The organism is Streptomyces sp. NPDC058240 (assembly GCF_042882135.1).
Lineage (GTDB): Bacteria > Actinomycetota > Actinomycetes > Streptomycetales > Streptomycetaceae > Streptomyces.
Window position 1 is genome coordinate 50219 of sequence record NZ_JBHVWT010000031.1, and the last position, 21500, is coordinate 71718.

Sequence of the window (21500 nt, forward strand, 5' to 3'; positions counted from 1 at the left end):
CCGCCCACAAAGGGGCGTTTCCCCGGCGGATTCCCCGGGAACGGGGTGGCGTACGGGTGGGGGGTGGGGCTTTCGGGGCCCGGCCCCGGCCCGGTACGCCGCCGCTCAGAGCGTCCGGCCGTAGGCGGCGCGGGTGAACGAGCGGGGCCGGGGTGCGTGCCCCAGCCCCGCGACGCCCCGAGGCCTACTGCCGGACGCTCTCAGTTCCAGCCCTCGCGGTACGCCGCCCAGTCGCCGTCCCGCGCGGCGAAGTCGACGTAGAGCGCGACCCCGAGACGGTCGCGGCCGACTCATGGTGTCCCAGGTCGTTCTCGTGGAAGAACGGCAGTCCCATCAGCAGATCGGTGCCCTTCGGCGTCACTTCGAGCGCGAGCGCCGTCTGCTGGGCGACATAGCCGCCGAACATCCCCTCCAGGGGCATCCAGGTGTCGTACGACATGACGGCGATCTGGTCGACCCGGCGCGCGACCTGTCCGAAGAACTCCTGCGCCCACCATTTCTGCCGGCCGCTGAGCGCTCCGATCACGCTGTGCGCCGCCGGCAGCGGGTCGATCTGGTGGGCGGCGACCGACAGTTGCGCCTTGCGCGCCCCGGTGAGCGCACCGAGGTCGTCGAGGAGCGAGAGGTAGTGGCGGTCGCCGGAGTGCAGCGGCTCCAGGTCGAAATGGACGCCGTCGAACCCGGCGTCCAGGATCTGCCGGGCCGACGCGACCACGGCGGTGCGGGACGCGGCCCGCTCCAGGCGCAGCCCGTCGGGCCCCTCGGTGGCGAGTACGTCGCCGAGCCAGGCCTGGACCCGGATGCCGGGCAGGGTGCGGTGCACGGCGTCGAGCAGCCACCGGGCCCTCGGGTAGCTCGTGGCGGGCAGGGTGCCGTCGTGTTCCAGCGGTCCGGCGTGGACGTACAGGTCCTTGATCCCCGTCCCTTCGATCCGGGCGGCGAACGCGGCGAGGTCGGCGTCGTCCTTGCGCCCGTCGACCCAGGCGTGGCCGAGCCAGATGGCGTCGCGGCCACGGGTGCGGGTGCCGTCGCCCGGGTCGCCGGAGTAGTTGAGCCGCAGGGCGACACCCGCGGTGAGGACCGGCACCACGATCACCAGGACCGCTCCCAGCGCGATCCTTCTCGGCCAGGTCCACCGGAACCGGGCCGCCCTCTTCCGTATGTCCCCGGCCATGCGCCTGATTCCCGTGAGCACGTCCGTCTCCCCCTGTGTGCCGGTGTGCCGTCGCCGTACGAACGGCATCATGGCGCACTTCCCGGGGACCGATGGCGGGCCCGGTCGCCGGGTCGCGGGTGACAGAGGGTGGACATAGCCTCACAAATGTGATGCCGCTCGTGAGTCGTACCCGGATATCCATACCGGGCCGGGCCCTTCTCACCGTGCTGATGACGGTGTGCTGGCTGGCCCTTCCCGCAGCGCTCTCCACTCGCGCCGACGGTCCCGTCACACTGTCCCGGGACGGGCAGATCACCGACAAGGTGGGGGCGCTCGGGGACCGCAGGGACCAGGTGCGGGCCGCACTCGACCGGCTGTACGCGGACCGCCGCGTCCAGCTCTTCGTCGTGTACGTGCGGGACTTCTCCGGACGGTCCGCGCAGAGCTGGGCCGATCAAACAGCCGACCGGAACGGCCTCGGCAGCGATGACGTCCTGCTCGCCGTCGCCACCCACGACCGGCAGTACGTGTACACCGTCGAGCAGGGCTCACGCCTCACCGACGCACAGCTGAAGGACGTGGCACGCACGGCGATCGAGCCCGCGCTCCGGGAGAACGACTGGGCCGGCGCGGCGATCGGCGCGGCGAACGGGTACTCCGCCGTACTGGCCGACAAGGCCGTGCCCACCCCGGCCGTCACACCCGGGGTCGCCGATCCCGGATCCGGTGGCTCCGGCGGGACGAGCGCCGTGGACCTGATTCTTCCGGTGGTCGTCGTCGGCGGGGCGGCAGCGGTGGCCGGCTACGCGTACACCCGGCGCAGGCGGCGCACCACGACCCGCACCACACCCGGCGCCAAGGGCTGGGGCCCGGCCTCCGCCGGACCGGACGGGTCGCCACAGCCGCCGACTCCGCTGCCGCAGCTCGACGCGCGGGCGAAGGAGGCACTGGTGGACACCGACGACGCGGTCCGCACCAGCGAGGAGGAACTGGGTTTCGCCACCGCCCAGTTCGGCGAGGAGGCCGCGGCCTCCTTCACGGAGGCCGTCGGATACGCGAAGGGTGAGCTGATGGCCGCGTTCCGGCTGCGTCAGCAGCTGGACGACGCCTTTCCCGAGGACGACGCGACGCGGCGCCGGATGCTGGACGAGATCATCGGCCGTTGCGCGGACGCGGATTCCCGCCTCGACGCCGTGTCCGAGGACTTCGACCGGCTGCGCGCCCTGGAACGCGACGCCCCACAGGCCCTGGCCACGGCCGAGGCGGCGTTCCGGGCTCTCGCCGGGCGCGTCTCCGCGGCCGAGACCGCCCTGGCCACGATGCGCAGCCGGTACGCGCAATCCGCGTCCGCGTCCGTCGCCGGTGACATCGAACAGGCCAAGGACCGGCTCCTGTTCGCCACGTCGAGCCTCAACCGGGCCCGGCAGTCGGTGGACGGTACGGACCATTCCGCCGCAGCGGTGTACATCCGGGCCACCGAGGGCGCCGTCGACCAGGCAACCACCCTCGTCGACGCCGTGGACCGGCGGACCCGGGAACTCGCGGAGGCGGTGGACAAGCTGCCCGGCGCCCTCACCGAGACGGAGACCGACCTTGCCGACGCGGGCGGGCTGCTCGAAGGCACCGGGGACGGTGCGCCGACCGCGGACCTGCGGGGCCGGATCGCCCGTGCGCGGTCGGTGCTCGCCGATGTGCGGGAGGAGCTGCGGGCCGGTCCGTACGACCCGATCGACGCGCTGCGCCGGGTGGAGGAGGCGGACGCGGCGCTCGACGCGGCGCTGGCCGGCGTCCGCGAACGGGAACAGGGCGACCGGCGGGCGCTCTCCCTCCTGGACGGGGCGACGCTCACCGCGCGTTCGGCGATCGCCGCCGCGGCCGACTACATCACCACGAACCGGGGAGCGGTGGGCAGCCAGGCCCGGACCCGTCTGGCGGAGGCCCAGCGGCGGCTGGACCGGTCCCGCGAGCTGGCCGGGTCGAAGGATCCGCAGGGGGCGCTGGCCGAGGCGCAGCAGGCGGACTCGCTGGCCGGGCAGGCCCAGAGCCTGGCCGAGCAGGACGTGCGGTCGTACGGGAGCGGTCCGGGCGGTACCCGGGCAGGGGGCGGCGGGGTCGGCGGCGCGGTGCTCGGCGGGATCATCCTCGGCGGGCTCCTGGGCGGGGGCGGGGGCGGCGGCGGGAGCTACGGAGGCGGGTTCGGCGGCGGGGGCCACACCGGGGGCGGCGGGCCAGGCAGCTTCGGCGGCGGGGGCACGCGCGGCCGGCGCGGTGGCGGCGGCCGCTTCTGAGCCGACGGTACGGATGCCGGCCCAAGGACTTCTTCGCACGGACCCATGGCTTCATTCCCACGGGCTCATACGGAACGCATACGGAATCCACCCGGAGAACCGCACTCGCACAAGGAGAGGTCCATGACCAAGCAGACCATTCTCGGCCGCGTCACCCAACTCGCGAAGGCCAACATCAACGCGCTGCTCGATCAGGCCGAGGATCCGCAGAAGATGCTGGACCAGCTGATCCGCGACTACACGGCCAACATCTCGGAGGCCGAGCAGGCGATCGCCGCGACCATCGGCAATCTGCGGCTGGTGGAACAGGACCACCAGGAGGACGTGGAAGCGGCGAAGGAGTGGGGCGGCAAGGCACTCGCCGCGAGCCGCAAGGCCGACGAGCTGCGGGCGGCCGGGTCGGGTGCGGAGGCGGACAAGTTCGACAATCTGGCCAAGGTCGCGCTCGGTCGTCAGCTCCGGTCGGAGAAGGAGGCGAGGACGGCGGAGCCGACCATCGCCGCGCAGACCGAGGTGGTGGACCGGCTGAAGTCCGGACTGGACCAGATGAGGACCAAACTCTCGGAGCTGAAGTCCAAGCGGGACGAGCTCGTCGCACGCGCCAAGTCCGCCCAGGCGCAGAACCAGATGATGGACTCCGTCAAGAACATCGATGTGCTCGACCCGACCAGCGAGCTCAGCCGTTTCGAGGACAAGGTGCGGCGCGAGGAGGCGAGGGCGCTGGGCAAGCAGGAGCTCGCCGCGTCGTCCCTGGACGCCCAGTTCGAGCAGCTGGACAGTCTGGGCGACAGCGCCGAGGTCGATGCCCGGCTGGCCGCGCTGAAGACGGCCTCATGACCGCTGCCGGTCAGGCCCTGGCCCGGTGGCCCGCTCAGTACATGCTCAGCAACTGCTCGACCGAGAGTTCGGCGGCCGGCTCCCCGTCGGGCAGGGCCAGCTCGAACCAGACGGTCTTGCCGCGCGGTGTCCGCCTCGACCCCCAGGCCACGCTCAGCAGCCCGACCAGCTGGAGTCCGCGTCCGCCCTCGTCGGTGTCGCGGGCCCGCCGCCGCCGGGGCTGGACGAGTCCGGCGTCCCACACCTCGCACACCAGGGTGCGGTCGCGCAGCAGCCTGAGCCGGATCTCGCCCTCCCCGTACCGCAGGGCGTTGGTGACCAGCTCGCTGACCAGCAGTTCGGTGGTGTCCACCAGGTCGTCCAGGCCCCAGGCGAGCAGCCGGCCCCGGGCCAGTTCGCGGGCGCGGCCGACGGAGCGCGGCTCGCGGGGCAGCCGCCAGTCGCCGACCGCGTCGGCCGGCAGTCCCTGGATACGGGCCATCAGCAGGGCGATGTCGTCCTCGCCGTGCCGGGTGTCGAGCGTGGTCAGTACGTGGTCGCAGAGGTCCTCGATCGGCCGCTGCGGATCGACGAGCGCTCCGCGCAGGGCATCGAGGCCCTCGTCGAGCGGGTGGTCGCGGGACTCGACGAGCCCGTCGGTGTAGAGGGCGAGGAGGGAACCCTCCTTCAGTTCGACCTCGACCTCCTCGAAGGGTTCGCCGCCGACGCCGAGCGGCATTCCGGGCGGGACGTCGAGCAGCAGGGCGGCCTCGCCCGGTTCGACCACGGCGGGCGGGAGGTGGCCCGCGTTGGCGAAGGTGCACCGCCGGGTGACCGGGTCGTAGACCGCGTACACACAGGTCGCCAGATAGACCTCGGAGAGATCCGCCTCGCGGGACTTGTGGGCGGCCCGTGAGGGCCATTGGGAGCCGCCTGGCGCGTTGCCGCCGCCGGGGGTGCCGAGTCCGCGGGCGACCTCGTCGAGCGCGGAGAGCACCTCGGCGGGTTCCAGGTCCAGGAGGGCCAGGGTCCGTACGGCGGTGCGCAGTTCGCCCATGGCCACGGCGGCCCGCAGCCCGCGGCCCATCACGTCGCCGACGACGAGGGCGGTGCGGTGGCCGGGGAGTTCGATCACGTCGAACCAGTCGCCGCCCACCTCGGTGGCCGTGTTGCCGGGAAGGTAGCGGCAGGCGATGTCGAGGCCCGCGGCCACCGGGTCGCCGGGCGGCAGGAGGCTGCGCTGGAGGATCAGCGCGCGCTCGTGCTCGCGGCGGTAGAGGCGGGCGTTGTCGATGCAGACCGCGGCGCGGGCGGCGAGCTCGGTGGCCAGTGCGCGGTCCCGCTCGCCGAAGGGTTCGCTGCCCTTCGTACGGGAGAACTGCACCAGGCCGACCACCGTGTCGTGGGCGACCATCGGTACGGCGAGGGTGGACTGGACGAAGCCCCGGTCGTCGCCGGGCACGTCCTCGACGTGGCCGGTGCGCAGGGCGATGGCGCACGGCGAGTTGAACGAGAAGCGGTGCACGGAGCCGAGCTCGGGCGAGCCGGTGTCCCCGGTGGTGTCGGGCAGGGCGTCCGACACCGCACTGGCCAGGGCGACGCGGCGCAGTTCGGCGGAGCCGCCGACCGATACCTGACGGAGCGAATCCCAGCTTCCGGGAGGTGCGTCGTCGCCGGTGAGCAGTCCCTGGTAGAGGTCGACGGAGGCGAGGTCGCAGAAGCCGGGCACGGCGACGTCGAGGAGTTCGCGGGCGGTGGTCTCCAGGTCGAGGGAGTTGCCGATACGGGCACTGGCCTCGTTGAGCAGCGCGAGGTTGCGGCGGGCGCTGGCGGCCTCGCGGGCGGCGATGTGTCTCCGGGTGACGTCGGTGGCCAGTCCGGCGACGCCGATGGGGCGGCCGGAGCCGCTGTGCACGCGGTAGAGGTTCATGGACCAGTGGCGGCTGCCGGGTTCGCCGGGCGCGGTACCGATGATCTGGAGATCGGTGACGGATGTCCCGGTCGCCAGGACGCGCTCGATGGTGGCGGTGAGCCGGTCGGCCTCGGGGCCGGAGAGGTAGTCCTCGACCGTACGGCCGCGGTGGTCCTCGGCCCGGCCGCCGAAGACGGTGGCGAAGCGCTGGTTGGCACGGATCACCGCGAGGTCCGTACCGAACAGCACGAAGCCGAAGGGAGATTGGCCGAATATGGCCTGTGACGCGGCAAGGTCCGTCTCGATGTGGCGCAGCGCCCGGACGTCCACGACGATGCAGAGCGCGGCCCGTTCCCCGCTCGCCGTACCGCTCGGCATCACATAGATCTCGGCGAGCCCGCGCATGCCGTCCTCGCCCGGTATCCGGAAGGGGACAAGGCCCGTCCACTCCTTGCCGTCGAGGATCTCGCCGACTCTGCGACGGCCGTCGGTGCGCAGTTCGGCAGGCATGAACGCCTCGACCGGATCCAGGCCCACCGCCCTGTCCGCGGCAATGCCGAAGAGGCCGGCGGCCCGGCGGCTCCACTGCTCGATCAGGCCATCGGGGCCGATCGAGAAGGAGGCGACCCTGATGTAGTCGTAGATCGAGCCAGGCGGGCTGCTCTGCCACACGATCTCGCCCGCTGTCCCAGGTATTTCGCTCACGCGACCGTCCCCTCCAGCTCACACACCGGACCGGTCCTGTCCGCAGTATTCAGCACTCCGGCCCCAACCGACACGGCGTTCACGATCACAGCACGGTCTCAGTCCCTTTCAGCCAGCTTCTGGCCGACCCCTGGTGATCGCTGTCCGTCCCACCCCACTCCTAACCAGGCAGGGCCAGCTCGAACCACACGGTCTTGCCGGTCTTTCCCCGACGGGTCCCCCAGCGGCGGGCGGAACACGCCACCAGCTGCAGCCCTCTGCCCCCTTCGTCCTCCGGTCCAGCCATACGTTCGGTGGGCGGATCCGGAAGCGGATCGGAGACCTCCACGAGCAGTCCCGGGTGGGCGGCGGGGCCGTCACCGTTGAGATGAGGGCGCACCAGCCGTACGCCGATGGGGCCCGATGTATACCGCATCGAGTTGGTCACCAACTCGCTGACCAGCAGAACTGTCACATCCCCGACGGCCGCGTCGAGCCCCCAGGCACCCAACGCCTCATGGACGGCATGCCGTGCCGATCGCACGGCGCCCGGCACAGCCGGGAAGGTCCACTCGGCGCAGTCGCCTGCACTGTCGATCACGCCGATCACTTCCCAAGACCCGCAGCGGGGAACACCCTGTTTACAAGGGTTATTCAGCACATACCCGATATTTAGGGTGACCTATCGCCAGGAACGACACGTGGGGCGTACGGGTGTACGGCCGCGCACACGAACAGATGTGCACAGAGAGAAGGGCGCACAAGGCGATCGGCACGCGCCGCCGTCATGACGTTCGCCCCGGTCGACCGCCCGCCCGGCGCGCCCCGTACGTACCGGCACCGCACCCGGCCCGGACATGGGTTCTGCTGCTCGTACCCGCGATGTCGCCGGCCATGCGGCGGGATCCCGGCGGCGATGACGGCCGCGGAGCGGCGACGGCGGCGGCCTCTGGAGCGCGGCCCGGCCTCTCCCGCCTCCCGAACTGCTTGACCGGGTAGGCGGATCGGGCCTCCACATCGCCTTCACCGGGACCGGCACCCCCTCAAACACGCCGTTTCCGGGGCCCGTTGCGGGATGTGTTTCCGGTCGCCGGGCGACGGGACGGAGGCGACCCGGCGGCGCGTACGAGCACCGACTGGTGCGTCCCGGCCGATGAACCGCCGCGCGGGCCGACTCCGCGCGAACGGTTCAGGCCGAGGACGGGGACGATTCAGGCAGAGGACAGTGGCGGCTCAGGCCAGCGCGCCGGCGGCCTTGAGGTCGTCGAAGAGCAGTTGGTCGACCGGCGGGACGAGCGATCGGTCGGCGTAGGAGAACCAGGCCATCTCCTCGATCTCGCTGCTGGCCGCCAGCGTCCCGTGATACTCACCGGCGTAGCAGCTCATACGCACGACCACGCCGTCCGGATGGCCGTGCGCCTGCGCTTCGTACGTACCCATGTGGGACACCGTCGCCGGGAGGATGGCCACGGTCAGTTCCTCCTCGACCTCACGCAGCAGGGTCTGCAGGTCGGTCTCCCGGCCCTCCCGCTTGCCACCGGGGATGTAGAAGACGTCCTTCCCCCGTGGTCGCGCGCAGAGGATCCTGCCGTTCTCCACCCGCACCCATGCCACCGTGTCGATCAGGACCGACATCATTCCGCCTTCGTTCATGTGCAACCCGGTCGGACAGGACCTTAGAGGGACGGAAGCCGCCTGCCGGAACGCCCTCGCAACCGCAGGAACGGCGGGCGACCGGCGCGGGCGACGGAGCACGGGCGACCGGCGCGGCGAACGCAGACCCGGTCGCGCGCCGGAGCGCGACCACCGCCCCGCCACGCTCCTCGCGGTCGCTCTACGGCCGGGCGCTCTGTCCGGCCTGCTCCACCCAGTAGAGCTGCTTGTGTCCGTGTTCATCGAGCTTGTCGGCGATCTTCTGGGCCTCGCCCTGCGTGGCGTATCTGCCGACGCGATAGCGATTGCCGTTGTCGTCCTGCCTTATGACCAGCCACGGGAGAGCGGCACCGCCGTCGCTCATCGCGTCCCTCCCCAGCATCGCGCCCCTCCCTCGAACGTCGTGCACGTCACTAAAGATCCCCAGGAAACCGCAGTACGCATATGCCCGAGCGTACGCCTGACCTTCACGCAACGGATACGTAATTACACAAAGAGATACGGATCCGGCCGACAAGGGGGGCGCACCCGGCTGGATGCGCCCCGTGTGTCAGTGCCGTCCGCCGCCGCTACCCCGCGTCCGGCACCGCGATGATCGAGGCGCCGATCGCGAGGTCGGCGAGACAGGTCGGCAGGATAGACGATCCCGCCGAGTGCGGTACCCGCGACCGTGGCCGGCGACCAGCGCCGGAAGGAGTGCGGCGCGTACCGGAGGGAAGTGGCCCTCCCGGCTCTCGTCGGCGGCGAGCTTCGCGTAACTGCGGCCCGGGGCCGGGGCGTCGACCCCCGGCCGGGGCATCCGTGGCCTCCGGGCCCTGTGCGGCCGGTGGCTCCGGGGGCCCGGCCGGTGCCCCGGCCGTCATCGGTGTGGCTGTGTCCGTCATCGCCGGCCTCCCGTCCGTCGTCCGTGTGCGGGTGCGGACCGGACGGTAGGAGCGGGACATGACAATCCCTTGCAGCCGGTGATCGCCCGTCGGTTACGGGAACCGGCCGGACATCAACGTGCCGTCACCGACGCCAGACGCCACCCTCCACGCACCGCTCACCTGACCGGAAGGTGGTAGGCGATCCGGAAGCGATCGGCGGGCACCACCACGTCCGCCGTCTCGACCGCGCGGCCCGACGCGTAGTACGTCCGCTCGATCACCATCACCACATGGCCCGGCACACCCCCGAGCGCCAGGAGCTCCTCCGCCAGCCCCGGGCGCGCACCGACCTGCTCGGCCACGTTGTCCACGACGACATCGATCGCGGCCATCCGCTCGACCACCCCGCAGCCACCCAACGGGCCCTCCTCCGGCAGCATCACCGGCGTACGCCCCGTCACGGCGAGCGGCTCCCAGGAGGTGGAGAGCATCATCGGCTCCCCCGCCTCACGGAAGGTGTATCCCGTCCGCATCACCCGGTCGCCGGGCTCGATGCCCAGGCGCTCGGCGATCTCGGCGCTCGCCCCCTCCTGTTCGCTGCGGGACTCCCACGTCCCGTGCACTCCCTCCGCCGTCTGCTCCTGGCGGAACGGACTGGCGCCGACCGCGGACCGGTAGCCGGAGCGGGCGATCCGCCGCGGGACGGGGCGCTCACGCACATAGGTGCCGGAACCGGAGCGCCCCTCCACCAGGCCCTCGGCCATCAGCACCTTCCGCGCCTCCAGCGCGACGGTGTCCGAGACTCCGTACTCCTCGCGGATACGGGCCTGCGAAGGCAGGCGCGTATGCGGCGGCAGCGCACCATTGACGATCTTCTCTCTCAGATCGCTTGCAACGCGCAAATACGCGGGCTGCTCACCGAAAGCCACAGGCCACTCCCAACAGGTTGACAGTCTGCAACAGCCTGACAACCGTCGGTTGTGAACCGCAAGCGCAGGCCAAAGATTCACCCGAAGTGATGATTCGCCTTGCCCTCACGCATATCCGACTGCCGACCACCAGAGGGAACTCAGCTCTTCTCACGCCTCATCCCCTCCTCCGGTTCACCGCAACCGCATTCGGCTCCACGCAGGAGTGGGGCGACCGCCGAAGCAGCCGCCCCACCTGTCCGACGCGTCACGGACGCATCGTCATCGAACTGTCGCTGTCGGAACTGTCGCCGCCGGGACTGTCGTCGTCGGAACTGTCGTCGTCGGAACTGTCGTCATCAGAACTGCAGGCCCCAGGAGTTGATCCTCCCGGTGTCCCCCGCCGCATTGTCGCCGACCCGCAGCTTCCAGGTGCCGTTGGCCACCTCCGACGAGGCGTTCACCGAGTAGGTGGTGTTCACGTCGTCGGCGCTGCCACCGGTCCCGTAAGCCTTCAGGTTGTAGACCGAACCGTCGGGCGCGACCAGGTCGATCTTCAGGTCGCCGCTGTAGGTGTGCGTGATGTTCACGGGCACGCTCAGTGTGGCCGGCGCGTTGCCGGTGACACCGGTGACGATGATCGGCGACTCGACGGTGGAGTTGTCGCCGATGGCGTAGCTCGTCGTGCTCTCGAACTTCTTGCCGTCCGGCGGGGTGGTGGAGCCGCTGCCGACGTTCAGCAGCCGGTTCGGCGAGCCCGTGCCCGGGTTGGTCACCACTCCGGTGCTGGCCGCGGCGACCAGTCCGGCGGAGACCTGGGCCGGGCTGTCACTCGGGTGGTCGGCCAGGTAGAGGGCCGCGGCGCCGGCCACGTGCGGGGTCGCCATCGACGTACCGGAGATGGTGTTGGTGGCGCTGTCGCCGGTGTTCCAGGCCGAGGTGATCGACGAACCCGGGCCGAAGATGTCCAGCACGCTGCCGTAGTTGGAGAAGCTGGAGCGGGCGTCGGTGCTGGTGGTGGAGCCGACCGTGATGGCCTCGGTGACCCGCGCGGGGGACTTCGTGGAGGCGTCGGTGGACTCGTTGCCCGCGGCGACGGCATAGGTGATGCCGGACGCGATGGACTTGCGCACGGCGGCGTCGAGCACCGAGTCCGCCCCGCCGCCCAGGCTCATGTTGGCCACGGCGGGCTTGACGGCGTTCGCCGTCACCCAGTCGATGCCCGCGACGACCTGCGCGGTCGTGCCGGAGCCGCTGTCGTCGAGGACCCGGACGGCGACGATCTTCGCCTTCTTGGCCACGCCGTACGCCGAACCGGCGACGGTGCCCGCCACATGGGTGCCGTGGCCGTAGCCGTCCTGCGCGGTGTTGTCGTTGTCGATGGCGTCGTAGCCGTACGAGGCCCGGCCACCGAAGTCGCTGTGGGTGATCCGCACACCGGTGTCGATGATGTACGCGGTGACACCCTCACCACCCTTGTCGGGGTAGGTGTAACTCTGGTTCAGCGGAAGGGACTTCTGGTCGATCCGGTCGAGTCCCCAGGAGGGCGGCGAGGGCTGGGTGCCGGTGACCCTGAAGGTCCGGTTCTGCACCACGGACTCGACGGCAGGGTCGGCGGCGAACTTCTTCGCCTGGCCCTCCGAGAGCTCCACCGCGTAGCCGTTGACGGCGGCACGGTAGGTCTTCTTGATCTCGGCGCCGTACTCCTCGGCGAGTGCCTTGCCCTTCGCGGAACCCGCGTCGGCCGCCGATTCGTCGAGCGTGACGATGTAGCTGCCGCTGATGGTGCCCGGGGCACCCGCGTTCTGGATCCGGCCCTCCGCCGCCGGCCCGGACGCCGAGGCGGGGAACACCACCGCGCCGGAGAGCGCGAGGGCCGCACCGGCTATGACACTCGCCGCGGCGAGTCTTCGGCGTGCGTGGGGGGTGTGAGGCGTCACTGACATGTGGGGGGTCCTCCTCGATTGCGGTGCTCTGGTGGGGGTTCACGTGCGGTCGAGACGGAACAGGGGCCGGACAGCATGAGCATGACAACCGACTACTGAGGGTTCCGCGCTGCCCACGACCCTGCCGACAGCGAAAGATTGACCGATTCTTGGAAATCGCACAAGGGTGCGTTGGGCTCCGCAATACCTTCGCCACGGCGCTGCCACACGCCTGACATGCTGACGGGCATGCCCGCATACATCTGCCCGCAGGACGGCACCCGCGCCGAGACCACCGCTCTCACCTGGTGCTGCCCGGTCTGCCGCGGCCCCTGGGACCTGGAATTCGAAGCCGCCGGCACGCTCTCGCTCAACTCCCTGGCCGGACGCGTCAATTCACTGTGGCGTTACGAGGAGGTGCTGCCCCTCTCCTCGCCCGCTACCACGCTCGGCGAGGGCCGCACCCCGCTCGTCCCGCTCACCGGCACGGTCTCGGCCAAGCTCGACTTCCTGATGCCGACGCTCTCCTTCAAGGACCGCGGCGCGGTGATGCTCGCCGAGCTGGCCCGCCGGCTGTCGCCCGAGCGCGTCGTCGCGGACAGCAGCGGCAACGCCGGCACGGCCGTCGCCGCGTACTGCGCCCGTGCCTCGCTCCCCTGCACGGTGTACGTCCCCGAGGGCACGTCCCCGAAGAAGACCGAGCAGATCCGGGCCCACGGCGCCCGCCTGGAGATCGTCCCCGGCGACCGCGAGGCCACCGCGGCCGCCGCCCGTGCCGCCGCCGACACCCCCGGCACCTTCTATGCCTCGCACGTCTTCAACCCGTACTTCCTGCACGGCACGAAGACGTATGTGTACGAGATGTGGGAAGACCTCGGCGGCCGGCTCCCGGACGCCATCGCCGTACCGGTCGGGAACGGCACCCTTCTCCTCGGCGCGGCCCTGGCCACCGCCGAACTGCACGCCCAGGGGCTGATCGACCGGCGCCCGGCGCTGATCGCCGTACAGGCCGAGGCCGTCTCCCCGCTGGCCACCGCCTTCCGCGCCGACGCAGACGGACTGCCCGACGCCCCGGCCGGCCCCGCCGCCCCCACCCTCGCCGAGGGCATCGCCATCCCCCGCCCGCCGCGCGCCCGCGCCATCCTGGCCGCGGTCCGGGAATCGGGCGGCACCTTCCTCACGGTGACCGAGGATCAGATCCGTGCCGCACAGCTGGATCTGGCCGCCCGCGGGTTCTACGTGGAGACGACGGGCGTCGCCTGCTGGGCCGCGGTCGGCGGCTGGACGGACCGGAGCGTCGTCGTCCCCCTGTGCGGCGCGGGTCTCAAGACCGGGCTCGCGACCTGACGGAGCGGGCCACCGGCGCCCGGCGCCCGGCGCCACGCCTGCCGCCCCGTCAGCCGTTCACCCCGCGTGCCGCGCACCGCCACGCGGCACGCGCTTCCCTACCTTCGTACGGTGAGCCTCTCGCGCAGCTGTCTCCTCACGTCCCTCGCGCCCCTCGCGTCCCTGGTCGCGGGCGCCCTGATCGCGTCTCCGAGCCCCGTCTCGTACGCGACGGCGCCTCCTTCCGCCCCTTCCGCCCCTTCCGCTCCTTCCACGGCGACCACCGCCTGCGGCCGGGACACCGATCCCTCCTGGGCGCCGACATCCACCCGCTTCGGCGAGGCAGCCGGCTACGACCCCTACACCGGCAACGGCTACCTGGGGCACCGGGTGCCCGCCGCGGGCGCCGGATACGCCGCCTCGGGCGAGAAGACCGGCTGGCCACTGTTCACCCCGCGCTACGACGGCGCGTTCGTCTCCGGCCTGTTCGGGCGCGACAAGGATCTCGCCGCCGGCCGCGAGGTGGTCGCCGCACTGCCGAGCTGGACCGACCTCGACGTACGCGTCGGCGACGAGACCTACGGCTCCGACACGCCCCCCGGCCGGATCTCGCGCTACCGTCAGACGCTCTTCCTGCGCTGCGGACTGGTGCGCACGTCGCTGCGGTGGACCACGGCCGACGGGCGCGCGACCGACCTGACGTACGAGGTGCTCGCCGACCGGTCCGATGTGCACACCGGCGCCGTACGCCTGCGCATGACACCGCACTGGAACGGCACCGCGACCGTCACCGGCCGCCTCGACCCGAGAGGCGCGCGCCGGCTCGATCTCGACGACGACGGAACGTTCCGCACCCGGGGCACCGGCACCACGGGCGCGATCGTCCAGACCGTGCGCTCCGGAGCGCCGGGGGCCGGAGCGCCGGTCGCGGCGCGGAGCACGCACCGGGTGCGCGACGGGCGTACGTACACCTTCGAGAAGTACGTCGGCATCGACACCGCGCTCACCTCCCCCGCCCCCCGCGACTCCGCCCGCGACGCCGCCCGGCGCGCGGCCCGGCGCGGCTGGTCCGGGGTGCTCACCGCGAACGCGGCCGCCTGGCGGCGGGCATGGGCGGCCGACATCTCCGTACCGGACAGTCCCGAACTGCAGAAGTGGCTTCGGGCGGCACAGTACGGACTAATGGCCTCCACCCGGGCCGGTTCGCGCGACAGCATCGCACCGGCCGGTCTGACCAGCGACAACTACGCCGGAATGGTGTTCTGGGACGCCGAGACCTGGATGTACCCGGGGCTGCTCGCCACCCGCCCCGAGCTGGCCCGCCCGGTCGTCGAGTACCGCTACCGCACCCGCGACGCCGCCCGCGCCAACGCCCGGAAGCTGGGGTTCCAGGGCCTGTTCTACCCGTGGACGAGCGCGAGCGGGGGCGATCTGTGGTCCGAGTGCCAGAGCTGGAACCCCCCGCACTGCGTCACCCAGAACCATCTCCAGGGCGATATCTCGCTGGCCGTCTGGCAGTACTACCTGGCGACCGGGGACCGCGACTGGCTGGCCGGGCGCGGCTGGCCGCTGCTCGAAGGGATCGCCGACTTCTGGGCCTCGCGGGCCACCGCCGACGACGACGGCGGCTACTCGGTGAAGGACGTCGCGGGCCCCGACGAGTACAGCAACGGTGTCAACGACGGAGTCTTCACCAACGCGGTCGCGGTCACCGCCCTGCGCAACGCCACCCGTGCGGCGCGACTGCTCGGACACCCCGCACCGGCCGAGTGGGCGCGGGTCGCGGACGGCCTGCGCATCCCGTACGACCCGGCGCGGAAGCTCTTCCTCCAGTACGCGGGCTACAACGGCTCGACGATCAAGCAGGCCGACACGGTGCTGCTGATCTACCCGCTGGAGTGGCCGATGGAGCCGGGCGCCGCCGCGTCCACCCTCGACTACTACGCGGAGCGCACCGACCCGGACGGCCCGGCCATGACCGACTCGGTCCATGCGATCGACGCGGCCACGATCGGGGAGCCCGGCTGCGCGACGTACACCTATCTCCAGCGTGCCGTCCGCCCGTTCATGCGCGGCCCGTACGCCCTCTTCAGCGAGGCCCGGGGCGCGAAGGCGGGCGCGCAGGACCCTCTTTCGGGCTTCCCCGCCGAGGACTTCCTCACCGGGAAGGGCGGGTTCCTCCAGGTCTTCACACACGGTCTGACGGGCCTGCGGCTGCGGGAGGACGGGGTACGTCTCGATCCGATGCTGCCGCCGCAACTGGGCAGCGGCGTCACACTGACGGGCCTGCGCTACCGGGGCCGCACGTACGACCTCGCGATCGGCCCCCGGACGACGACGGTCCGGCTGACCTCCGGCGCCCCCTTCACCGTCCACTCCCCCGCAGGCCCCCACCTGCTCACCCGCACGCTCGCTCTCCCCACCCGCCGCCCCGACCTCGCAGCGACGACCGACGCGGCCCGCTGCCGCCCGGCGACGGCAGCATCGGAGGCCCCCGGCCTGTACGCGGCCGCCGCGGTGGACGGCAGCCAGGCCACCGCCTGGTCCCCGGACGGCGCGACGGGCGCACTGACGGTGGACCTGGAGCGTACGGGCGCGGTGACCGCGGCCGAACCGGAGTGGACGGACACGCGCCCCTCCTCGTACCACCTGGACACATCACCCGACGGCACGCACTGGCAGCCGTACCGTGCGGGGGCGCTGGCCCGCCTGGTACGGCTGACGGTCGAGTCCGAGGACGCGCATAAGCCTGCAGGTGTACGGGAGTTGAGGATCACGCAGCCGTAGCCGAACAGGCGTACGTGACGTCGGCCGCGGGCACGGAACCTGCTGCCGAAGCCGTAGTAGCGGCCGAGCAGTTCCCCTGATCCGTAGCGGCGTGCCGCACGGCGTGCGGCCACGCGCAGCCGATCAGGGGGAAACGAGAAGGGAGCGGACCACCCCGGCTGCAGCCCCGGCGCCTCAGCCCTGCGGATGGAAGTAGCGGGCGCCCTTCTCGATCAGATGCGAGGCATAGGCCCGCCCCAGGGCCGGCTTCCCGCGGTACATGCCCACGTAGCCCTGCGCGCTGTCGACCACGACCGGGCGCGCGAAGCAGGCGAACTGATTGCGCTGCTTCTCCTCCGCCCACGCCATCGCGGCCGGATCGATCCGATCACTGACGAGAACGGGGAAGGCCGCGACACCGGTCTGCATCCCGACGGGCAGACCGCCCTTGTTCTTCTTGGCGTACGCGAGCACCTGCGTGGTGAATGTGTCGATGACGGGCACGGTGACCGCGGGCACGGCGGCGGCCACGGTGAACAGATGCAGATTGGTGGCCGCCCACCGCATCCGGAAGTCGGCCCGCCGCCCGACGAGGACCGGGACTCCGGACCAGTCCTCCCAGCGCGGGGCGCAGGCATCGGCCGCCAGTCGGCTCTCGACCGAGGCCAGGTAGTTCCGTATCGACTCTTCGCTCATGGCCGCGATTGTCCACGGACCGGCCCGGTTCGTGGAATACGGGGCGACGGACATCCTGCGCACCGGCCCCGGGCGCGCACCGCCTCCGGCGGACCGTCAGCGACTGCCGCGGTGGCCGTTCCCCGGGCTCGCGGCGAGACGGGCGCCCGAGGGTGCTCGCGGGAGCCTGCCCTGGAGACCCGCGGCCAGCTTCCGGATCGCGGGGAGCCTCGCGAGCAGCGCATCCCCGGGACAGTTGGTGGCGAAGCCGTCGCGGTGGCCGGAGATGGCGTCGAACTCGGCCGAAGTGCCCTTGGCGTAGCGGCTTTTGCCGTTCGTGGAGGTGAGCCGCACCTTGCCGGCGGCGTCGGTGCCGCTCAGGCCGAGCTTCCATGCGGCGAGGGCCGCGATGGCGTGCTCCATGGCTGCCGGTACCGATGCCCCCGCTCCGAACGTGCCGATCGCCGCGATGCCCGCAGTGCCCTGGTTGAACCCCAGGGTGTGGGAGCCGATGACGGGCCGGTCGGCCCCGCCGGCGCGGCCTTCGTAGATGGTGCCGCACTTGTCGACGAGGAAGTTGTAGCCGAGGTCGCCCCAACTCCGGTCACGGGTCTGGCCCGTATACAGATTGCGCAGGGTACGGGGGACGTTCGCGCAGTCGTAGCCGTTGGGGGTGTCGGTGTGATGGATGAAGACCGCCCTGACGCCTTCCGCGTAGTGGGCCCGAGGGTCACGTTTGGTCTCGTCGGCCCGCCACTGCGCACGGGACACGATGGCGGGCCGGGGCACCGTGCGGGGCAGGACCATCGACGTGGCTCCGAGGGCCGGGAACGGCCGCCCGACGTCGACGACCGGCACGACCTGCTGCGCGACCGCTTCGGGCTGCCATGCGGAAAGGGACCCTTCGGGAGTCGTGTCGCGGACGGCACGGACCGTCGCCACTCCGGCAGGCGCCGCCAGGAGGGGAAGCGCCATGGGAACCGTGACCCACAGCGCTATTCGGTACAGACGCACAGGGAAAACCTTCTTCGTCTTTCGCCGGGATGTCGGCGGGAGCGCGTATGCCCACAGCTTTGCGGCGACAGGTTTCCGGCGCGCGCCGGGTTAGTGCAGACAGGCGAGCACGACGGCACATCACCCAACTGCCGCACGGAGCACGACGACAGCACGCGGCGGAACGTGCGGTGCAGAGCTCCCACCCGCGAAAGCGTGGCTCTACGGGCGCTCACCGGCTTCGGACATGAGCTCGTCCAGAGCCTCTCTTGCGAGCGGGACGAACCGCCGGTGCATGTTCTCCAGGTGCGTGGCCGTCTCGGCAGCCCTGGCCTGATACCGCTCGTTCACCGTGTCGCTCACCGGCCCCTTGCTCAGCTCGATCAGGTACTGAATGGGCGGGCCGATGTGCTGGTCGACGGCTTCGGCATACTCCGCCGCGGCCTCAGCCACTGAAGGCGGCCCTTCGAGCTGCACCGTATGGGCCGCCCGCAGGGTCGCCCGTACCGCATCGATGGCCACGCCGCGCCTGATGTCATAGCGCTGCTGGTCAAAGGGGTCGAGAGTCAGCCGTGAGAGTTGCCAGACAGCGCCCTGCGCTTCATGTGCCGCGTCCATCAGGCCCTGGTAGGCGGCTTGTCTGCGCTCCCTCCGCCACTTTCGATGCTCGACGCGGAGTTCTCGAAGCTGGGTGCGGTCCTGTGCGCCCTCTTGGCGTATCTGCTGCCGTTCGAGTGCCTCATCTTTGCGCCGCTCCGTTCGCGCCGTGACAAACGCCGTCAATCCGCTGCCCATGAGGGTGCCGACGATCGCGATCACCGTGGTCATCAAGGTGTTCCCCATGGAGCGACAGTGTGAAGTACGGCCCACTGCCTGTCTCCGACCACGGGGCAACCGATGCGGCAATGAGGCGCGGGTCCGGAATCAACAGGCCAACCGCCGCCTGCCCCGGCGCCGGCCGACCAGCTCGCCCACACGAGCAGGGACCACTTCGCCGGCGGCGATACGAAGGACTTCGCCCCGGAACGACAGGCCCGCTAGGAAGAGGAGCGGGAAGCATTCCGTGCGGTTCTTGAGCGCCACGGAGTCCAGGCCCATCGCCCTCGTCCGCTCACCCCTGCGGAGAAGGCGACCGCCGGCGACGGTTACGCCAACTTCTTCGCCCGCGACCCCTTCTTCACTGTGGGCAACCACGTCATCGAGGCATCCATGCGCTTCCTGCACCGGCGCCGCGAGGTACTGCCGCTGCGGGAAGTGCTGCGCGATCACGTGTATCCGGCCGACTGCACGTACGTCGCGGTACCCATGCCGGAGATCGCCGCCCTGGACGACCCCACCCTCGGCCCGGGGCCCTTCCTCGGAGGCGGCGACGTCCTGGTCCTCGGCAGGAAAGCCTTCGTCGGCACCTCCGGACTGGCCTCGAACCCACTGGGTATCCAGTGGCTGGCCAAGTTCTTGGCGCCATACGGCTACACGGTCGAAAAGGTGCGTCTGCACGAGCGCATTCTGCATCTGGACTGCGCATTGGGGTTCATCAGAGAAGGGCTTCTCGTCGCCTCCGAAGAGGCATTGCTCGACGGAATCCCCGACTCGCTCAAGGAGTGGGACAAAATCACCGTCGACCTCGATCAGGCCACCTCCTTGGCCACCAACGGCCTCCCTCTCGGCCCGGATTCGTACGTGACCGACCCCGAGTTCTCTTCCCTCGGCCAGGAGATCGAAAAGTTCGGCGTCCACGTCGAATACGTGGACTGCTCCATCACCCGTTCTCTGGGCGGGTCATTCCGATGCAGCACCCCTGAGGAAATCGCGAGCCTCACCCCATGACTTCGAATCCTTCGGAGGTGGGAGACGGAAAGATTCCAAAGACAAAGTTCGAAATTACCTTCTTCCCGCCAGGCAGGGACTAAAGTCCCCAGCGCCAGCAATGGCAAAGATCGGGCTGGCACCATCCTGGTCGGCTTTGCAGACAAGGCTGCCGACGCGAGTGGAATTCGCTCGCTCGACGGCGTGGAAGCTCGCAAGGTAGGCCGTCGCCTTGTTGCAGGAGTGCGAAGGGAGGCAAAACAGCTCGGCGAGACACCAGAGAGGTACTTCGCCCGCTGGAAAGACGCCATTCGCTCATCAGGGCCCCCGCAAGGCCTTAAGGACAGCATGCTCGCCAGTTTGTCCTACTCTGGCCACTACGGACTCGGGGTGATCGTTATCCGCATTCCTGAGCAGCCGGAGGCACCCCTCCTGGATGACAAGATACATATCAGGGAGGGCGACGACACCCGCAGAGGTGACGGAGGTCTCCAGAATGCTGGAAATCTGCAAGCGATTCGCCTAGAAGTAGCTACTTCTAATGAGTACCGAAAAGCGGTCTATTCAGCTGACCAGCCGTCCAAGGAGACCTCCGAGCCGTTGTTCAGGTAGTGGTGGAGGGCACTGGCGGTGGTGTCGACGAAGGCTTCGGGGATGGCGTCGGCGTCGATCCAGCGAACCTGCGAGTGCTTGCGCGGCTCGCGGTTTTCGGGTTCGCCGGTCCATTCGTCAGCGGCGAAGACGACGGTGATGAAGCCGTTGGGGGCTTCGACGCCCCAGGCCCCGTGGATGATGTGGGCGACCTTGAGGGACTCGGGCTTCACCATGAGGCCCGTCTCCTCGTACAGCTCGCGGACCGCGGTTTCGGTGATCGGCTCCCCCGGCTCGCTCTTGCCGACGGGGAGGTCCCACAGTCCCTGGGCGAACTTGGCGTTCTCGCTGCGCTGGAGGAGGACGACACGGTTGGTGGCCTTGTCGTGGACAATGACGGCCGCGACCAGCAGGGTCATCGAGTCGAGCGCCGGCTTGAGGGCTTGGGAGCGGTCGTCGGTCTGCTGGGCCACGGGGTTCCCTTCGTCGGGCGAGTTGTTGGGCATGTTAGGCGAGGGCTTCGCGGGCGCGGCGGGCGAGATCGATGGCGCCGGGGACGCGGCGGCGCTGGTAGACCGCGAGCGTGGAGCGGATCGAGGTGATCGCCTTGCGGGTGCGGTCAGATGTCATGCCCTCCATGAGGACGAGGGCCTGGGTCCAGGCGGCGACGGCTTCGTCGGCTCGGGCCTGGGCGGCGAGGCTGTCTCCGAGGTCGGCGTGGGTGAGGGCGTGGACACGCTTGTACTTCTCCGGGTCCCAGCGGGTGAGGGCGTCGCGGTGCTGCTGTTCTGTGCCGATGTGGTCGGCAAGGTCAGTCAGTTGAGCTGGGCTGCGACCCCGGCCACAACATGGCGCACCTCGCGAAGCACCACCAGGCCCGCGTGACCGGCGTGGACCTGGTCGACCTCCAGATACACCGTGCCCGCTCCCAGTACGGCCACACCGACGGCGCCACGTTCGCCGTCGGTCACGCACTGCACCACCTGCAGGCCACCGGCCAGACCTTCGGCGCGATCCACTCCGTCCTCGGCGCCGTCGGCCTAGGGCCTGTTCTGAGTTCGGATCACCGGGTGGTCGGCAGACTGCGTAGCCAGAGGATGGAGCCGCGCAGGTGGAGTCCTGCGGCGTAGCTCTC

General features: G+C 70.7%; 15 protein-coding genes and 4 pseudogenes. 6 read left to right on the forward strand and 13 right to left on the reverse strand.

The genetic code is table 11. The features are described from left to right. Nucleotides 1-200: 200 nt before the first annotated feature. A pseudogene (locus ACFVX4_RS31345) lies at nt 201-1174 on the reverse strand (hypothetical protein). A 161-nt stretch (nt 1175-1335) separates the two neighbouring features. Here ACFVX4_RS31345 and ACFVX4_RS31350 point away from each other — a divergent pair. Both ACFVX4_RS31350 and ACFVX4_RS31355 read left to right on the forward strand, forming a co-directional pair. Beyond that, nucleotides 1336-3444, forward strand: a complete 2109-nt coding sequence (locus tag ACFVX4_RS31350; RefSeq protein ID WP_389983695.1) for a TPM domain-containing protein — start codon at nt 1336-1338, stop codon at nt 3442-3444. A gap of 123 nt (nt 3445-3567) precedes the next feature. Continuing rightward, entirely contained in the window at nt 3568-4281 is a 714-nt protein-coding gene (locus ACFVX4_RS31355; protein WP_389983658.1) for a PspA/IM30 family protein, read from the forward strand. A 34-nt stretch (nt 4282-4315) separates the two neighbouring features. Here ACFVX4_RS31355 and ACFVX4_RS31360 read toward each other — a convergent pair whose 3' ends face one another. From ACFVX4_RS31360 to ACFVX4_RS31390, 7 genes and pseudogenes are all read right to left on the reverse strand, one after another. Further along, nucleotides 4316-6844, reverse strand: coding sequence for a SpoIIE family protein phosphatase (locus ACFVX4_RS31360; protein WP_389983697.1), 2529 nt, complete (start codon nt 6842-6844; stop codon nt 4316-4318). Between the two features lie 193 nt (nt 6845-7037). Beyond that, nucleotides 7038-7466, reverse strand: a complete 429-nt coding sequence (locus ACFVX4_RS31365; RefSeq protein ID WP_389983661.1) for an ATP-binding protein — start codon at nt 7464-7466, stop codon at nt 7038-7040. A gap of 623 nt (nt 7467-8089) precedes the next feature. Then, the gene (locus ACFVX4_RS31370; RefSeq protein WP_266425453.1) at nt 8090-8494 is read right to left on the reverse strand and encodes an NUDIX domain-containing protein; all 405 of its coding nucleotides are present in this window, start codon (nt 8492-8494) and stop codon (nt 8090-8092) included. 196 nt (nt 8495-8690) lie between these two features. After that, nucleotides 8691-8891, reverse strand: a complete 201-nt coding sequence (locus tag ACFVX4_RS31375) for an SPOR domain-containing protein (protein ID WP_389983664.1) — start codon at nt 8889-8891, stop codon at nt 8691-8693. A 239-nt stretch (nt 8892-9130) separates the two neighbouring features. Next, nucleotides 9131-9393, reverse strand: a pseudogene (locus ACFVX4_RS31380) (hypothetical protein); the annotation flags it as partial. Nucleotides 9394-9551: 158 nt separating this feature from the next. Further along, nucleotides 9552-10304 carry a GntR family transcriptional regulator gene (locus ACFVX4_RS31385; RefSeq protein ID WP_389983667.1) on the reverse strand — a complete coding sequence of 251 codons (753 nt, stop codon included), beginning with the start codon at nt 10302-10304 and terminating at the stop codon, nt 9552-9554. Between the two features lie 338 nt (nt 10305-10642). Further along, nucleotides 10643-12229 carry a S8 family peptidase gene (locus tag ACFVX4_RS31390; RefSeq protein ID WP_389983670.1) on the reverse strand — a complete coding sequence of 529 codons (1587 nt, stop codon included), beginning with the start codon at nt 12227-12229 and terminating at the stop codon, nt 10643-10645. A gap of 228 nt (nt 12230-12457) precedes the next feature. On the opposite strand from ACFVX4_RS31390, the gene ACFVX4_RS31395 reads away from it, so the two are divergent. Together ACFVX4_RS31395 and ACFVX4_RS31400 are read left to right on the forward strand one after the other, a co-directional pair. Then, on the forward strand, nt 12458-13555 hold the full coding sequence (locus tag ACFVX4_RS31395; RefSeq protein ID WP_389983672.1) for a threonine synthase: 1098 nt from the start codon (nt 12458-12460) through the stop codon (nt 13553-13555). Nucleotides 13556-13666: 111 nt separating this feature from the next. Then, on the forward strand, nt 13667-16321 hold the full coding sequence (locus tag ACFVX4_RS31400; RefSeq protein ID WP_389983675.1) for a glycosyl hydrolase family 65 protein: 2655 nt from the start codon (nt 13667-13669) through the stop codon (nt 16319-16321). Nucleotides 16322-16495: 174 nt separating this feature from the next. Here the strand turns inward: ACFVX4_RS31400 and ACFVX4_RS31405 are convergent, their stop codons facing one another. From ACFVX4_RS31405 to ACFVX4_RS31415, 3 genes are all read right to left on the reverse strand, one after another. Further along, nucleotides 16496-16996, reverse strand: a complete 501-nt coding sequence (locus ACFVX4_RS31405; protein WP_389983678.1) for a levansucrase — start codon at nt 16994-16996, stop codon at nt 16496-16498. A 96-nt stretch (nt 16997-17092) separates the two neighbouring features. Then, nucleotides 17093-17950, reverse strand: coding sequence for a peptidoglycan recognition protein (locus tag ACFVX4_RS31410; RefSeq protein WP_389983681.1), 858 nt, complete (start codon nt 17948-17950; stop codon nt 17093-17095). Between the two features lie 240 nt (nt 17951-18190). Continuing rightward, on the reverse strand, nt 18191-18796 hold the full coding sequence (locus ACFVX4_RS31415; RefSeq protein ID WP_389983684.1) for a hypothetical protein: 606 nt from the start codon (nt 18794-18796) through the stop codon (nt 18191-18193). A gap of 339 nt (nt 18797-19135) precedes the next feature. Here ACFVX4_RS31415 and ACFVX4_RS31420 point away from each other — a divergent pair. After that, a pseudogene (locus ACFVX4_RS31420) lies at nt 19136-19795 on the forward strand (dimethylarginine dimethylaminohydrolase family protein); the annotation flags it as partial. A gap of 539 nt (nt 19796-20334) precedes the next feature. Here ACFVX4_RS31420 and ACFVX4_RS31425 read toward each other — a convergent pair. After that, the gene (locus ACFVX4_RS31425; protein WP_389983687.1) at nt 20335-20871 is read right to left on the reverse strand and encodes an NUDIX domain-containing protein; all 537 of its coding nucleotides are present in this window, start codon (nt 20869-20871) and stop codon (nt 20335-20337) included. 1 nt (nt 20872) lies between these two features. Then, nucleotides 20873-21265, reverse strand: a pseudogene (locus ACFVX4_RS31430) (tetratricopeptide repeat protein); the annotation flags it as partial. Between ACFVX4_RS31430 and ACFVX4_RS31435 the strand changes: the two are divergent. Then, entirely contained in the window at nt 21214-21495 is a 282-nt protein-coding gene (locus ACFVX4_RS31435; protein WP_389983689.1) for a hypothetical protein, read from the forward strand. The pseudogene ACFVX4_RS31430 and the gene ACFVX4_RS31435 sit on opposite strands and share 52 nt — an antisense overlap. The last annotated feature ends 5 nt before the right edge of the window (nt 21496-21500 follow it).